The following is a 14,345-nucleotide window of genomic DNA, read 5'->3' as shown; positions in this document are numbered from 1 at the left end:
GCCGACATTGAGGTGAGCCGCTGGCAAGGTGACACTCACAGAGGTGAGCACCCCGATTCCGACCGGACCAGACGCCGCGGGCCCGATCATCGGTCGCGACGAGTTGATCGAGGCGACCGTCGGCGTCGCAACCGGGGCGGCAGGTGCACCGACGGCATGCGCGTTGCTCGGCCCCATCGGTATCGGCAAGTCCACTCTGCTGCGCAACGCGATGGCATCGGTGCCCGAAGGGGAGTTCCGTGTGCTCTTCGCCGCGGGCGGTGCCGCCGCTACCACGCAGCCATACGGGCTGTTGAGCCAATTGATGTGGCCCATCGTCGATTTCGCCGAAGCTTTGCCTTTGCCGCTGCGCAACACCGTCTCCGAGGTGCTCGGCCCGGCCGCGACGGCGAGCGGGCGGGGCCCCGTCGTGGTCCACCAGGCCGTGCTGGCACTGTTCGACGCGGCGGCCAGGACGACGCCGATACTGCTGGCGGTCGACGACGTCGACGCGGCCGATGAGCCTTCACGCGACGCCCTGGCCTACGTCATCGACAGGTTGTTCAGCATGCCCGCAAGGGCGCTGCTGACCGCCCGACGCAACGACCTGCCACGCGGATTGGACCGCACGGTACAGATGGTCGAGGTGCCGCCGCTGCCGGACCACAGCGCCGCCCTCTTGCTCGACGCCCAGCCCCGGCCGCCCGGACTCAGCGTGCGCGGCGAGCTGATTCGATGGGCGGAAGGCAATCCGCTTGCCTTGATCGAGTCCGCCCGCGCGTGTGGTCGCAGCGGGGCGACGACGTTTCCCATCCAGGGCATCGCGGGTCCAGGCGGTGCTTTCGGGCAGTTCGTCGGCCGGCTGGCCGACCTGCCGCCCGACTGCCGCACGCTGGTGCACCACGCCGCCGCAGGTACTGGCCACGAGTCGATCGACGCCATCACCGAAGCGGCGGGTTTCGGCGACGACCTCGCCCGGTGGGAGCCCGCCACGTCGGCCGGTCTGCTGACCGTCACCGACGACCGTCGCGTGCGGTTCGATCATCCCCTGATCCGGACCGCGGCCTACGCCGACGGCACCCTGCAGCGGCGTTGCGCCACCCATCAAGCGCTGGCCGTGACTCCGCGGCTGGATCCGCACCTTCGCGCCTGGCACACCGCGGCGGCCAGGTCGGACCCCGACGAACCCACGGCCGCCGCGCTCGAGGAGGCGGCGGCGTCCGCCACGGGTGGACACCTGGAAGCCGCCCGCCGGTTGCAGCGTGCGGCCGAACTGAGCCCCGGCCGCGACGACGAGGCCCGGCGGTACGGGCTGGCCGCCGCCGCGGCCAACTTCGCAGGAGATCCCGCGTGGGCGCTGGCGCTCAGCGAGCGCGCCGCGCACGGCACCGACGACGCGGACGTGCGGGGGCACGCCGCACTGACCCAGGCGTCGATCCTTCTGCAGTCGGCACATCCCGTGGAGACGATCAGCCTGATCCAGACGGTGCTGGACGATCCGACGACCCCGCAGGGCAACCTCGTACTCGACCTGGGTTGCCTCGCGGCGTCGGCGTCCTACTACTCCGGCGAGCCCAGCCATCGACGGCTGCTGCACCGCTGGCTTGCCCGAGCGGCCCGCCAGCCGAGCACGACATCGCACCGCCCGGCTCCGTTTCCCCCGGGTTCGGCCGACCTGCAGCGCGCCTACATCCGGCTGTACGCCGACATTCCCGATGCCGGGCACGGTCGACCCGCCGGCCTTGACGAGCGTTTGACGCAGCCCGGACCGGCCGCGGTCGAGCCGTACCGCAGGCTGGTCGCCGGGTTGGCGGCCTACGTGACCGAAGACAGCGTGCCTGCCGCCAGGGACCTCACCAAGGCGATCGAACTGCTCACCCAGCGCGGCCAGCGCGGCTTCAGCTACGCGATGGCGCCGCTTGCGTGGGCGCTGCTGGACACCGGGCGCTGGACCACGCTGTCGAAGCTGCTCGACGAGACCGCAGCGGTGCCCGCCATCGCACAGCTTCGGCTGTTGGACACCGAAACGTGGGCCTGCCGAGCGCAGCTCTTGGCCTACCGAGGCGATCGGCAGGGTGCCCAGCATGCCCTGGACCGGGCCCGCCGCGAGTCGTCGCCTGCCGGCGACTCCCGCGCCACCGAGGTCGCACTCACGCGCGCCGCGGCCTGGCGGGCGGTGTGCGTCGGCGACTTCGAGACCGCCCATCACGGGTTTCGGCAGATGTTCGGCACCGAGGGCAGGCCGGCGCACTTTGTGGTGTCCTACCGTGCCATCGCCGACCTGGCGTGGTCAGCGGCCCGCAGCGGCCGAACGGATGAGACCCGGCCGCTGATCGCCGCGATCGCGGCGCAGCTGGGTTCGGATCCGCCGGTCCGGCTGGCTCTGCTGCGGCATCAGGCAATGGCGCTGGTCGCCGCGACCCCGCAAGAGGCCGAACGGCATCACCGGCTGGCCTGCCTCGATCCGGCGGGCGACGACTGGCCGTTGGAACGGGCCCGCGCCCGCCTGCACTACGGGGAGTGGCTGCGTCGGGCTCGCCGCGCCGCCGAAGCGCGCACCCTGTTGACGGCGGCGCTCGATGTCTTCCAACGCCTTGGCGCATTGCCGCTTGCCGAGATCGCGAATGCCGAGTTGCGGGCCGCCGGGATCTCTGCGGCATCGGCGCCCGCATCCGACGCGTTCGACGCGTTGACCGCTCAGCAGCGACAGATCGCGATGCTGGCCGCCTCGGGGTTGACCAACCGCCAGATCGGTGACCGCCTCAACCTGTCCCCTCGCACGATCGGATCGCATCTGTATCAGGTGTATCCGAAACTGGGCATCAGCAGGCGTCACGAACTGCGCGTGTTGGGTCGTCAGGAACCGGTAGCGGTCCGGTAGCGGCGTCGGGGCGCAGGTACTGCGGGCCCGTGGCGCCCAGTCCGGACCTGCTGGCCAGCCGGACGCCTGCGTCGGCGATGGCCCGCAGCGCAGCCAGTCGAGCGCGTTGCCAGGAGTGCAGCGCGGCCAACGGCAGTGCGCGTCCGGGCCGCCAGTCGGCAAGCGCGGCGGCCAGTCCGGCGGCGTCGCCGAAGGCCTTGGACGTCCCCGAGGCGGTATGGGGACGTACCGTGCCCGCTGCGTCACCGATCAACGCGACGTGGTCGGTCACCATCCGCGTGGGGGGTAGGTCGAATACCGGCTGCAGGAAGACCCGCGATGCCTCCAGCAGTTCGACGAACGGCCGCGGAAGCTCACACTCGGCGAGCTCGAGCAGCGCGGACTGCGAACGGTCGGTCAACTCGCCCGGCGGAAGGAACTGGTCGAACCGTTGGCCGCCGCGCCCGGTCAACAGCTGGTCCAGCCGGGCTTGCGCGGTGTTGACGTACCAGACCCAGTTCACCCTGCGCTGACCCGCTGCCCGTTCGCCTGCGGCCCCTGGCACCAGGTAACACAACATCTGCAGCCCCGGCACGGCGAACATGGTGAACCGCTCGGCGAGCAGTCCGACGAGGTGCTCGGGCACGTCGGCTTCGGGCTCCAGCCCACGGAAGGCGACGTATCCGGGGTAGCGCAGCTCGTCGCGCCCGGTCAGCAGTCGCCTTGTGGCGGAGCCGATTCCGTCGGCCCCGACCACGAAGTCCCCGACCGCGGCGGGTCCGTCGCCGAAGGTCGCGGTCACGCCTCCCGCGTCTCGGCTCAGCCCGGTCAAGGTGCTGTCCATCCGCATGCACGCGATCGGTTCCCGCAACGCGTGGTAGAGCGTGTCCCACGCCGTCATCCACTGCGGTGCCGAATACCGCTCGGGCTCGCCACGGCGGTGAAGGTGCTGGCGCTCGGACAATGCGACGCTGACCGAGGACACCGACCTGCCGAGCCGCCCGAGTAGGTCGGCCACCTCTGGCTGCATGACGATGCCCGCGCCGCGCGGTTGGGTGCGATCGACGGATCGCTCGTAGACGGTGACGTCGGCTCCGGCGAAACGCATTTCGTGAGCCGCGGCCAGGCCGCCAAGCGACCCGCCGATGACGAGGGTGCGCACGTCAGCTGAACGCCCGCGCGTAGCGCACCGGGTGGGCGAGGTGTCGGCCGAGTTGGTCGGCGGCTTGCCGGATCCAGGCCGGGTTGCGCAGCAGCGCGCGGGCCAAGAACACCGCGTCGGCCTCCCCGTCGGTGATGATGGCGTCGGCCTGCTCGGGATCGGTAATGAGTCCCACTGCGGCAGTTGGTATTTCGATCTCCTTGCGGACTCTGGCCGAGAACGGGACCTGATAGCTGGGCCCGACGGGGATTGCGGCGTCGGGGGCCGACCCACCCGAGGACACGTCGATCAGATCGACGCCGAGCCGTTTGAGCCGACCGGCCAGTTCGACGGTGTCGGCCAGTGTCCAGCCGGGCCGCTCGTCGTCGGTGTCGCCTGCCAGCCAGTCGGTCGCCGAGACGCGGAAGAACAGCGGCAGCTCGTCGGGCCAGTTGGCCCGCACCGCTTCGACGACCTCGAGGGCGAAACGCATGCGGTGTTCCAACGGGCCGCCGTATTCGTCGTGGCGGTGGTTGGAGTGCGGGGAGAGGAACTGGTGGATGAGATAGCCGTGCGCACCGTGGATCTCTAGGGTCTGGAACCCGGCCGCTGCGGCGCGCCTGGCCGCCGCGGCGAACGCATCGACGGTGGCCGCGATGCCGTCGGCGTCGAGCTGGGTGGGTGAGGGCAGCCTGCCGAACGGTACGTCGCTGGGCCCGACGGTTGTCCAGTCCTCATGCGGCGGCCGCGTGTCGTCGGGCCACGGGACGCCGGTGGAACCCTTGCGCCCGGCATGCACGAGCTGAATTCCTGGCACGGTGCCCTGGGCCTTGAGGAAGTCGGTGATGCGGCGAAACGACAGTGCCTGGCGTTCGTTCCAGAGCCCGAGGTCGTGATGGCTGCTGCGGCCCGCGGGGTCGACGGCGGTGGCCTCGACCATGACCAGTGCGGCGCCTGCCACCGCGCGGGACCCGAGGTGCTGCAGATGCCAGTCGGTGGGGGTGCCGGTATCGGGACCGGTCGGCACGGCGGCGAATTGCATCATCGGCGACATCCACGCCCGGTGGGCGAAGGTGACCTCACGCAACGTCAGCGGTGAGAACAGATGTGGCACGGCCCGGCCTCCTGGTGGTAACTCGGCGATTCCGGCTGGCAACAATGGGCACCGCCGGTGCGTGGCTCTAGTGTCGACCTCGGGCTGGGCGCCGTCATCAGTCACATGACTGATGACGCCACGACGCGCGCCGGTCACCATGGAACAGGTCGGCAAACGGGAGGGGGCCGCGAGCATGCCGACGTCGTCGGACAGCGTGGGACAACCGGTCAACCGCGTCGAAGGGGTCGAGAAGGTGACCGGCGAGGCCCGCTACACCGCCGACGTCGACGTGCCCGGACTCGTCCACGCGGTACTGGTGCAGTCCGAGATCGCCAACGGCAGCGTCACCGAGGAGTCGCTGCGCGCCAGCGCCGACCGGGTCTGCCAGGCGCCGGGGGTGTTGCACGTGCTGACCCCGCTGAATTGTTTCGTGCTTCAGCCGTTACCGCAGGACTTGACGTTCGACCTGCCGCTGGAGCGACGGCCGCCGCTATCGGATCTGACCGTCCAGCACGTCGGCCAGCACATGGCCGTGGTGGTGGCCGACACGCTCGAGAACGCCACCGATTCGGCGTCACTGTTCGCCATGGACTACACGCCTGCCCCGGCTGCGCTGAACGCCCGAGCAGTGCTGGCCCAGCCGCAGGCGCCCGACGAGAAGGACGGCCAGATCCGGCACGGCAGCTATCTTCCCGACCACTTCGTGAAACTGGCGGAGGAGAAACTGCAAGACCGCCGCGGTGCGCCACCCGGACCGGAAGCCGTCGTGAGCCGCGTCGATGCGCACTACACCACGCCGATGAATGCGCACTATCCGATCGAGTTGTCGGCGACGATCGCGCAGTGGGATGGCGATGAGCTCACCATCCACGACAGCACGCGGTGGATCGCAGGCGAACGAAAGGCGTTGGCCGGCTATTTCGGAATGTCGGAGGATCAGGTGCACATCCTGTCTCCGCTGGTGGGTGGCGCCTTCGGGGCCAAGAGCTTCCTGTGGATGCACGTCGTGTTGTGCGCGGTGGCCGCAAGGGCGGTGGGTCGCCCGGTCAAGCTCGTGCTCACCCGCGACCAGATGTTCACCTCGACCGGTCACCGTCCCCGCACCGAACAAGACCTCACCCTGGTCGCCGACGCCACCGGCCGTATTCGCAGCACCGAGCACCACACCCTGACCGAGACCTCGACCGTCGCCCACTTCTGCGAACCCGCCGGGCTTTCCACCAGGTTCCTCTACGAATCCCCGCATCTGGAAGTGTCCCATCGGACGGCCCGAATCAATGCTCCCACACCATGTTTCATGCGCGGTCCCGGCGAGGCGCCCGGGTTGTTCGCGCTGGAGGTAGCCGTCGACGAACTCGCCGAGCGGGTGGGCGTCGATCCGCTCGAGCTGCGGATCCGCAACCACGCCGACGTCGATCAGGCCGGCGGCAAACCTTGGTCGGGCAAACACCTCCTGCAGTGCTACGAGGTCGGTGCGCAGCGCTTCGGCTGGCGGAACCGGCCGCCGGCGGCCCGCTCGATGCGGCGCAACGGCGTCCAGGTCGGCTGGGGCATGGCCACCGCGACCTATCCCGGCCGACGGATGCCCGCAGGCTGCCGCGTCGTGACCGACGCCGACGGCCGTGTGCAATTCGCCTCGGCCACACATGAAGTCGGCACCGGAGTACGCACCGTGATGACGCAAGTCGCCGCCGACGTCACCGGCCTTCCGATGGAGCGGGTGAGTTTCTTGTCCGGTGACTCGCTGTTCCCCGAGGCTCCCTACAGTGGCGCATCGCAGACCACGGCGACCGTCGGGTCCGCCGTCTTCGCCGCCGCCACCGAATGGCGGCGCCGCTTCGTCGCCGCGCTCGTCGAAGACCGCGACTCGGATCACTTCGGAGCCGACCCCGCGCTGGTGGACGTTGCAGGCAGTGCTCCAGGCGCATACCGCGAACGGCTGAGCTTCGAGGTCAGCAGCGATGCGGGGGCCCAGAGCGCGCAGGCCTTTCAGTCCTTCGGTGCACACTTCTGCGAGGTCGAGGTCGACGAACAGATCGGGCGGGCCAGCGTCGTCCGTTGGGTAGCTGTCATGGACTGCGGCCGGGTGCTCAACCCCAAACTGGCCCGCAACCAGGTGATGGGCGGCATCACCTTCGGGCTCGGAATGGCACTGCTCGAACAGATTCCGTACGACGAGGCGACGGCCCTTCCGATCGGCGAGTACTACCTGCCCACGCACGCCGACCGCCCCGAATTCGACATCTCCTTCATCGATGATCCCGACTACGGGCTCGATCCGATCGGCGTGCGAGGCATCGGCGAGATCGGCACCTGCGGGGTACCCGCCGCAATCGCCAACGCCATCCACCACGCCACCGGTAAGCGGCTGCGTGACCTGCCGATCACCTTGGAACACCTGATGACCCCCTACCAGTGGCAGGAACCCAGCCATGAGCACTAGCTCCATCGCACCATCCGGCGCCGAATCCGGCTGCGCCCCAGACCATGTCGTGCAGCTGCGCATCAACGGCCAGCGCCACACCGTCACGATCGACGTCCGAGCGACGCTGCTGGACGTGCTCCGCGAACGACTGCGCCTGACGGGCACCAAGAAGGGCTGCGATCACGGGCTGTGCGGCGCCTGCACCGTGTCGGTGGACGACGAGCGGGTGGTGAGCTGCCTGACCCTGGCCGCTTCCATCGACGGATCCGACGTGCTGACCATCGAAGGGATTGCCGCCGGTGCGGAGCTTCACCCGGTGCAGCAGGCCTTCCTCGACTGCGACGGACTCCAATGCGGTTACTGCACGCCGGGGCAGATCTCGTCGGCGCGTGCGATGCTCGAGGAGTACCAGCGCGGTGATCTGAGCACGGCCACCTTCGACGGCACCCGCGCCGACGTGATCGGCGGATGCACGCGGCTGAGCGGGCCCGAGATCCGAGAACGCATGGCAGGCAACATCTGCCGGTGCGGTGCCTACGCCAACATCGTCGAGGCCATCGAGTCCGTGGCAGAACAGCGCAGCCCGTGAAGACCTTCGACTTCAGGCACGCCGCCAGCGTCGAGGACGCCATCGACGCTGCCGCCACCGGGGCGAAGTATCTGGCAGGCGGAACGAATCTCATCGATCTGATGAAGAGCGGCGTCGAACGGCCATCGGCGCTGATCGATCTCCGACGGCTGGGGCTGACGTCCATCACCTCGACCGACACCGGCGGCGTGTTCGTCGAGGCGGGTGTGAGCAACAGCGCGCTGGCCAACCACCCACTGATCCGCACCCAGTACCCGGTGCTGTCGCACGCGATCCTGAGCGGGGCGACCACACAGCTGCGCAACATGGCCACCACGGGCGGAAACCTGTTGCAGCGCACCAGATGTCCCTACTTCATGGCGCCGACGTTCTCGGCGTGCAACAAGCGCGACCCCGGAAGCGGGTGCGCGGCCAAGGACGGGTTCAACCGTGAACACGCCATCTTCGGGGCCAGTGCCGAGTGCGTGGCGATACATCCTTCGGACATGGCGGTGGCGCTGGCGATTCTGGATGCCGTCGTGCACGTGCAGGATTCCACGGGAAGGCGCGCCATCCCGATCGACTCGTTCTTCGCCCTGCCCGGCCACACCCCCGAGGTCGACAACACGCTGCGGCCCGGTGAGCTGATCCTCGGGATCGAATTACCCGCGTCTGAATTCTGCGACCATTCCTGGTATTTGAAGGTCCGTGACCGGCACAGCTACGCGTTCGCCCTTGTTTCCGTCGCGGCCGGGCTGCGCATCGTCGACGGCGTGATCGCGTCGGCCGCCCTCGCGCTGGGCGGGGTGGCTGCTGCCCCGTGGCGACCACCCGACGCCGAGGCCAGCCTGGTCGGGAAGCGGCCCACCGCTGAGGCATTCCACACCGCGGCGCAGTTGGCGATGGCGGGCGCCGAACCGCTGCGCCAGAACGAGTTCAAGGTCGACCTCGGCCGCCACGGCGTGGTCAGGGCGCTCACGTTGGCGGCCGTCAGCCGCTGACGCCGAGCGCTTCCAGCAACCCGCGCGTCGCGAGTTCGTCGGCCAACTCGTTGTCGGCGACGCCCGAGTGCCCCTTCACCCAAAACCACTCGACCTGGTGCCGCGCGCATGCCGCCTGCAGCCGCTGCCAGAGGTCGACGTTCTTCACCGGCTGCCGTGCGGCGGTTTTCCAGCCGTTGCGTTCCCAGCCGAGCACCCACTTCGTGATGCCGTTGCGGACATAGGTGCTGTCGGTGTAGAGGTGCACCACCACGGGTCGGGTGAGCGCCTCGAGCGCCATGATCGGCGCGGTCAACTCCATCCGGTTGTTGCTTGTCTCGCCGGAGTCGCCACCGCACATCTCGCGAACATGCTCACGCAGACGCAGCACCGCCCCCCAGCCGCCGGGGCCGGGGTTTGGCCTGCACCCGCCGTCGGTGTGGATGACTACGACGTCGGTGCCCATGGCGCCGAGAATAGGCACCGGCGTCGGGCAGCAGGCTCAGCGACGCGCCGAGATCATCGCCGTCCGTACCGACATGCCGAGGTCGTGATGTCGCAGCGTGGTGATTCGGCGGCCGGGTTGCACCGCATCTTTGACCGGTGTGGCGCGGTCTCCGAAGAACGCGGCAGTCGCGTCGATGTCGGCCACGAGGTAGGTGATCCCCCAGAGCGTGGACGGACCCTCGCTTGCCGTCTCCGGGGATCCGACGGCCTCGATGACCACCTCCCCGAACCGGAAGAAGATCTGCCGGATCGGCCGTCCGCCGAGTTCTGCGTCGCGCTCCCTGCGCGGCGTCACGCCGACCGCGGCCAGCGCGTCGACTGTCCGATTCAGGTCAGGTGACAACAGCACCACGTGGTCGATCGCGGTGACGCCGTTGGCGTGAGTGGCGGGTGCGACACCATCCGCGACCGATCTCGTCGTCGCGATGCCGTCGAGGTCATCGGGCGGGTCGTCGGTCGGCAGCCCGCGCAACGACCAGCCGACGATGCCCGTGCCGGTGTTAAATGTCGCCGCCAGCCGGATTCGAACGCCGCCGACCCGGCAAACGGCATCGGAGTCGACGCTGAACCCGGCTCGCGTCCACGCGTCCGCTGGATCGGCGACCTCGAGCCCGCCGACGGTGACGGTCATTGACTCTCCTCGGCGGTCAGTCGACGGTGGGCAGCAGGCTGACCTTGACGGATTCAGCGCCGCGGCCCACGAGGTCGATTCCGGCGCGGAACTCATGCAGCGGAAGCTGATGGCTGCAAATCCGATCCAGCGGCAGGGCGTTCGCTTCGATCATCGAGATGGCCGTCGGCCAGCAGTACGGGCCGAGGTGCGCGCCGAGCACGTCGAGTTCCTTGACGTCACTGATGACCGTCCAATCGACGGTGACCGGTGCCGCGAAGACGCCGTATTCGACGTAGCGGCCCAACTTGCGCAACAGGTTCAGCCCCTGGGGGACCGCCGACGGATGCCCCGTGGCGTCGAGGTAGACGTCGGCGCCGTAGCCCTCGGTCAGGTCACGCACAACGGATTCGACGTCGTCGCTGTCGACGTTGAGGGCGATGTCGGCCCCGCACGCAGCGGCCAGGTCGAGCTTCGCCGGTATCTGGTCCAACGCGATCACGTGCGCCGGACTCTTCGCGCGCGCCCCCACGATCATGCCCAGGCCGATCGGACCGCAGCCGGCGACCACGACGACGTCACCGAAGGTGATAGATGCGCGTTCTACGGCGTGCAGTGCGCACGAGAGCGGCTCGGCGAACGCCGCATGCGCGGCGGGGATATCGCGCGACACCTTGTGCACGATGGCGTCCGCGGGATAGATCATGTACTCCGCCATCGCCCCGTTGACGCGGCGGCGGAAACCGAAGATGTTGTGCGGCGCGCACATCCAGTACTGGCCGCGCCGACAGAACCGGCACTTCCAGCACGGAACGATCTGTTCTGCCACCACGCGATCGCCGGTGTCCACACCCCACCGCTGCCGACCGAGGTCGTCGATCGCGACGATCTCGCCGACGAACTCGTGCCCCGGCGTGACCAGCAGGTCGACGTTGGGCGGGATTGGCCCGTCGCCCCAATACATGGGCGCCCCGTGGAAGCATTTGAGGTCGCTGGCGCAGATGCCGACGGCAGCCACCTTGACCAGCGCCTCGCCGGGTCCGGGAACCGGCACCGGAATCCGCTCGAGGCGGTAGTCCTCGCGGCCGTGTATCACGACGGCCTGCATGGTCGAACTCATCCGAACCTCCTCGTCGTGCCGTCGTTCAGCGGGCGGGACATGTCGAAGGCGGCCCTGATCGTCACCTGCGCGCGAGACGCGTTGGGCGAGAACAGCGTTCCCTCGTTCTGGACCGCGGCGGCGGCCCACTGCAGGGCGGTGGCCAGCGCTTCGGTTCGGCCCTGCGGACAGCTCAGATAACCGGCCAGCATGGCGTCTCCTGCCCCGACGGTGCTCACCACCTTGTCGACCGGCGCCTGACCCCACACGGCTCCGGTGGCATCGACGAGGATCGCACCGTCCCCGCCGAGGCTGGCCAGCACGGTGTGGGCGCCGCGACGGCGTACCTCATGCGCCGCGTCGATGACCTCACCGAGAGTCTCCGGCACCCGGCCGGTCAGTTCGGCGAGTTCGTGCACGTTCGGCTTCACCAGATCTGGTCCCGCGGAAAGACTTTCGGTCAACGCCTGCCCGGAGGTGTCGACGGCGACAGGCACGCCGGTTCGGTGCCCGAGTTCGACGATTTCGCCGTACCAGTTCGGTGGTAAGCCTGCGGGCAGGCTGCCTGCGCAGACCAGCCAAGCTGCGCCGCGCATGTGCTCTGCGACAGCGCGAAATAGCCGATCGGTCTCCTCCTCGCTGAGGCTGGGACCCGGCTCGTTGATTTTGGTGACGGAACCGTTGGGTTGGGTGAGGCTGATGTTGCTGCGGATCTCGCCCGCGATCGGAACGACGACGATGTCAAGCCCCGCGGTGCCGAGCATCTGCTGCAACTGCGCGCCAACCGAACCGCCTGCCGTCACAACGGCTCGCGCGGGCACCTCGTGTGCATGCAGCGCGAGGGCGACGTTGACGCCCTTGCCGCTTGGTTCGCTCCAGCTGCGTTGGCTGCGGTTGACCGAACCGAGCACGATGTCGTCGATCAGCACGGTACGGTCCACGCTCGGGTTAGGCGTGATCGTGACGATCACGCTCGCTCCACTTCGATTCCGGCAGCGCGCAATTGCGCGTAGTGATCCTCGTCGAGGCCGGTATCGCTGATCAGCACGTCGATGTCGTCCAGGTCGCCGTGCTTGGTGCCCTTCACGAACCCGAACTTGCTGTGGTCGGCCAGCAGGACCCGTTTTGCGGCACAGCCCAGCATCAGTCGCTTGACGGCCGCCTCGGCGGGGTCGGGAGTGGTCAGGCCCCGTTCGATCGAGATCCCGTTGGTGCCGAGGAAGGCGACGTCGACGTTGATCTCGGCGAGCGCCCGCGCCGCCCAGTCGCCGACCTCGGCGAAGGTCACGTTGCGCAGCCGCCCACCGAGGGTGAACACGGTGAGCCGTGGTCGAGTCAGCAACGACATCGCCACGGGGACAGCGTTGGTGTAGACGGTCAGGTCGCGATCGCCTGGGAACAGCTCGACCAGCTTGGCGGTGGTAGATCCGGCGTCGATGAGAACCGACCCTTGGTCGGGCAGATGGTTGAGCGCGGCCTTCGCGATGCGGATCTTCTGCGAGGAGAATTGCGTTCGAGTCTCGACCGACGGCTCGAAGGCCAGCGATTGAACGGGCACTGCGCCGCCGTGCACGCGGCGCAGCAGACCCTGGCGCTCCAGCGAAATGAGGTCCTTGCGGATCGTTTCCCCGGTCACGCCAAGGGATTCGGCGACTTCCAGCGCGTCGATTCGGCCGCTGCTGCGCAGGCGGCCGATGATGTGGTTCTTGCGTTGGTCGGCATACGGGGCGCGGGTCTCGACGTTGTCGGTCATGACACCGCCGGCGAGTCGGCGGCAGCTGCCTTGGCGGCCAGCAGCGCCGCGCCGCGTGCACCCGCCTCGCTGACGTCGGCCTGCACCAGTTGTCCGAAGCGACGCCGCTTGACGGCGATGAGCCCGTCACTGCGTGACCAGCCACCGGTGACCACCAATGTGCGGTGCGGCCCGCTGACGGCGCTCATTGCGTCATGAATTTCGGCGGCCTGCTCGGTGACCGATTCGAGGGCTGCGCGCCACAGAGCGGCGGGACTGGCGTCGTCGCTGACGCCCAAGATGTCCAGTCGTCCGAATGCCGGTGCGCAAACCCGCATCTCGGGCATGGGCAACGCGATCGCGTCAGCGTCGAGGGCCCCTAGGTCGGTGCTGTCCTTTCCGAGCAGCGCGAGGATGCGTTGCAGCGCAAGGCCGCCCTGCGTTGCGCCGAGCAGGCACCAATGGTCGGCGACCGCATGCCAGCCGGTGGTGATGCCCGCGTTCGCGAGGTCGGCGATGACGTCGGGGGAGAGGCCCGGCGCGATGGTCCGGACCAGCGCTTCAGCGGTACCGCAGGAATCGAGCTCGTCGCCGGGTCCGTCGGCACCGGCGCCGACAACGGCAGCCTGGTGATCGTGGCCTGCAACGGTGAGCACCGCTCCGGCCAACCTCGGTGGCCCGGTTTCGGCTCCGACCCGGCCCAGCGGCGTCCCGGCCGTCACCAGCGGCGGCATCAACGACTGGTTGGCTCCTGACCACGCCAGCGTGTCCGTCCACCAGTCGCGTTGCGCCAGGCGCAGCCATCCGGTTCGGGAGGCGAGCGATTGCTCGGTGGCCTCCTCCCCCCCGAAGCCACGCACGATCCATTCCGCGACGTTGAGTCGGCGAACTGCGGTGCGCGCCGTTGGCACATTGTCCATCAGCCACCGGTGCTTCGTCAGCGACCACTGCTGTCGGAAGGGTAGGCCGGTGGTGGCCGAGAAGGTGTGTGCGCCAACGGTTTCACCCAGCGCCGCCAGCTCGGCGTGGTCGCGGGTGTCGTGCCAGGCGATGACGGGAGCAACGGGCTCGCCGTGTCGGTCGAGCAGCACGCCGGATTCGGCCAGGCTTGCCACTCCCAGTCCGCCTATCGCACCGGCAGGACAGTCGGCCAACGCTTCGGCTACCGCGGATTTGGCCGCCTCGAGCAGGGCCGTCGCATCGAGTTCGGCGCGCGAGGTCGTCACCGTCCATGGAGTGGCGGCGCGCCCTGACGCGACCGGATCGCCGTCCTGGGTGAACACCACGGCCTTGCTTGTGGTGGTCCCGACGTCGAGGCCGACGAACAGGGTGCCGTGCATGCCGCTCC

The 14,345-nt window shown here is 69.0% G+C and carries 12 protein-coding genes; 4 read left to right on the top strand and 8 right to left on the bottom strand.

Going from position 1 to position 14,345, the window contains the following annotated elements; translation table 11 throughout:
* Nucleotides 1–43 precede the first annotated feature (43 nt).
* Complete coding sequence (locus D6M19_RS01445; RefSeq protein ID WP_164478281.1) at nt 44–2,860, top strand: helix-turn-helix transcriptional regulator; 2,817 nt, start codon at nt 44–46, stop codon at nt 2,858–2,860.
* On the opposite strand, the gene D6M19_RS01440 is transcribed toward D6M19_RS01445, so the two are convergent.
* On the bottom strand, nt 2,802–4,001 hold the full coding sequence (locus D6M19_RS01440) for an FAD binding domain-containing protein (protein WP_123023368.1): 1,200 nt from the start codon (nt 3,999–4,001) through the stop codon (nt 2,802–2,804). The two genes, D6M19_RS01445 and D6M19_RS01440, sit on opposite strands and share 59 nt — an antisense overlap.
* Before the next feature lies 1 nt (nt 4,002).
* The gene (locus tag D6M19_RS01435) at nt 4,003–5,094 is read right to left on the bottom strand and encodes an NADH:flavin oxidoreductase/NADH oxidase (protein WP_123023367.1); all 1,092 of its coding nucleotides are present in this window, start codon (nt 5,092–5,094) and stop codon (nt 4,003–4,005) included.
* Between the two features lie 112 nt (nt 5,095–5,206).
* Between D6M19_RS01435 and D6M19_RS01430 the strand changes: the two genes are divergently transcribed.
* From D6M19_RS01430 to D6M19_RS01420, 3 genes are read left to right on the top strand one after another with little or no spacing between them, the layout of a single operon-like run.
* Complete coding sequence (locus D6M19_RS01430; RefSeq protein WP_234834641.1) at nt 5,207–7,519, top strand: xanthine dehydrogenase family protein molybdopterin-binding subunit; 2,313 nt, start codon at nt 5,207–5,209, stop codon at nt 7,517–7,519.
* Nucleotides 7,509–8,090, top strand: a complete 582-nt coding sequence (locus tag D6M19_RS01425) for a (2Fe-2S)-binding protein (protein WP_123023366.1) — start codon at nt 7,509–7,511, stop codon at nt 8,088–8,090. The genes D6M19_RS01430 and D6M19_RS01425 overlap by 11 nt, the downstream gene beginning before the upstream one ends.
* Nucleotides 8,087–9,070: an FAD binding domain-containing protein gene (locus D6M19_RS01420; protein WP_123023365.1), complete on the top strand. Its 984-nt coding sequence runs from the start codon at nt 8,087–8,089 to the stop codon at nt 9,068–9,070. Before D6M19_RS01425 ends, D6M19_RS01420 begins: the two co-directional genes overlap by 4 nt.
* On the opposite strand, the gene rnhA is transcribed toward D6M19_RS01420, so the two are convergent.
* The 6 genes from rnhA to D6M19_RS01390 are packed head-to-tail and all read right to left on the bottom strand — an operon-like array spanning nt 9,060 to nt 14,337.
* Nucleotides 9,060–9,515, bottom strand: coding sequence for a ribonuclease HI (gene rnhA, locus D6M19_RS01415; protein WP_123023364.1), 456 nt, complete (start codon nt 9,513–9,515; stop codon nt 9,060–9,062). The genes D6M19_RS01420 and rnhA overlap by 11 nt on opposite strands.
* Before the next feature lie 36 nt (nt 9,516–9,551).
* Nucleotides 9,552–10,187 carry a VOC family protein gene (locus D6M19_RS01410; RefSeq protein WP_123023363.1) on the bottom strand — a complete coding sequence of 212 codons (636 nt, stop codon included), beginning with the start codon at nt 10,185–10,187 and terminating at the stop codon, nt 9,552–9,554.
* A gap of 16 nt (nt 10,188–10,203) precedes the next feature.
* On the bottom strand, nt 10,204–11,286 hold the full coding sequence (locus D6M19_RS01405; protein ID WP_123023362.1) for an alcohol dehydrogenase catalytic domain-containing protein: 1,083 nt from the start codon (nt 11,284–11,286) through the stop codon (nt 10,204–10,206).
* Entirely contained in the window at nt 11,283–12,236 is a 954-nt protein-coding gene (gene pfkB / locus D6M19_RS01400; RefSeq protein ID WP_164478280.1) for a 1-phosphofructokinase, read from the bottom strand. Before pfkB ends, D6M19_RS01405 begins: the two co-directional genes overlap by 4 nt.
* Nucleotides 12,233–13,018, bottom strand: coding sequence for a DeoR/GlpR family DNA-binding transcription regulator (locus D6M19_RS01395; protein WP_123023361.1), 786 nt, complete (start codon nt 13,016–13,018; stop codon nt 12,233–12,235). Before D6M19_RS01395 ends, pfkB begins: the two co-directional genes overlap by 4 nt.
* Nucleotides 13,015–14,337, bottom strand: coding sequence for an FGGY-family carbohydrate kinase (locus tag D6M19_RS01390; protein ID WP_123023360.1), 1,323 nt, complete (start codon nt 14,335–14,337; stop codon nt 13,015–13,017). Before D6M19_RS01390 ends, D6M19_RS01395 begins: the two co-directional genes overlap by 4 nt.
* Between the last annotated feature and the right edge of the window lie 8 nt (nt 14,338–14,345).

Source organism: Mycolicibacterium stellerae, from assembly GCF_003719305.1.
Classification (GTDB): Bacteria; Actinomycetota; Actinomycetes; order Mycobacteriales; family Mycobacteriaceae; genus Mycobacterium; species Mycobacterium stellerae.
The sequence above is the reverse complement of the archived record's forward strand: the minus strand, read 5'-3'. Positions and strand labels throughout refer to the sequence as shown.

What these genes read in the sequence shown, in the direction of transcription:
- D6M19_RS01430 (WP_234834641.1), top strand. Translation starts at nt 5,207, where the DNA reads ATGACGCCACGACGCGCGCCGGTCACCATGGAACAGGTCGGCAAACGG.
- D6M19_RS01425 (WP_123023366.1), top strand. Translation starts at nt 7,509, where the DNA reads ATGAGCACTAGCTCCATCGCACCATCCGGCGCCGAATCCGGCTGCGCC.
- rnhA (WP_123023364.1), bottom strand. Translation starts at nt 9,515, where the DNA reads ATGGGCACCGACGTCGTAGTCATCCACACCGACGGCGGGTGCAGGCCA.
- D6M19_RS01410 (WP_123023363.1), bottom strand. Translation starts at nt 10,187, where the DNA reads ATGACCGTCACCGTCGGCGGGCTCGAGGTCGCCGATCCAGCGGACGCG.
- D6M19_RS01405 (WP_123023362.1), bottom strand. Translation starts at nt 11,286, where the DNA reads ATGAGTTCGACCATGCAGGCCGTCGTGATACACGGCCGCGAGGACTAC.
- D6M19_RS01395 (WP_123023361.1), bottom strand. Translation starts at nt 13,018, where the DNA reads ATGACCGACAACGTCGAGACCCGCGCCCCGTATGCCGACCAACGCAAG.
- D6M19_RS01390 (WP_123023360.1), bottom strand. Translation starts at nt 14,337, where the DNA reads ATGCACGGCACCCTGTTCGTCGGCCTCGACGTCGGGACCACCACAAGC.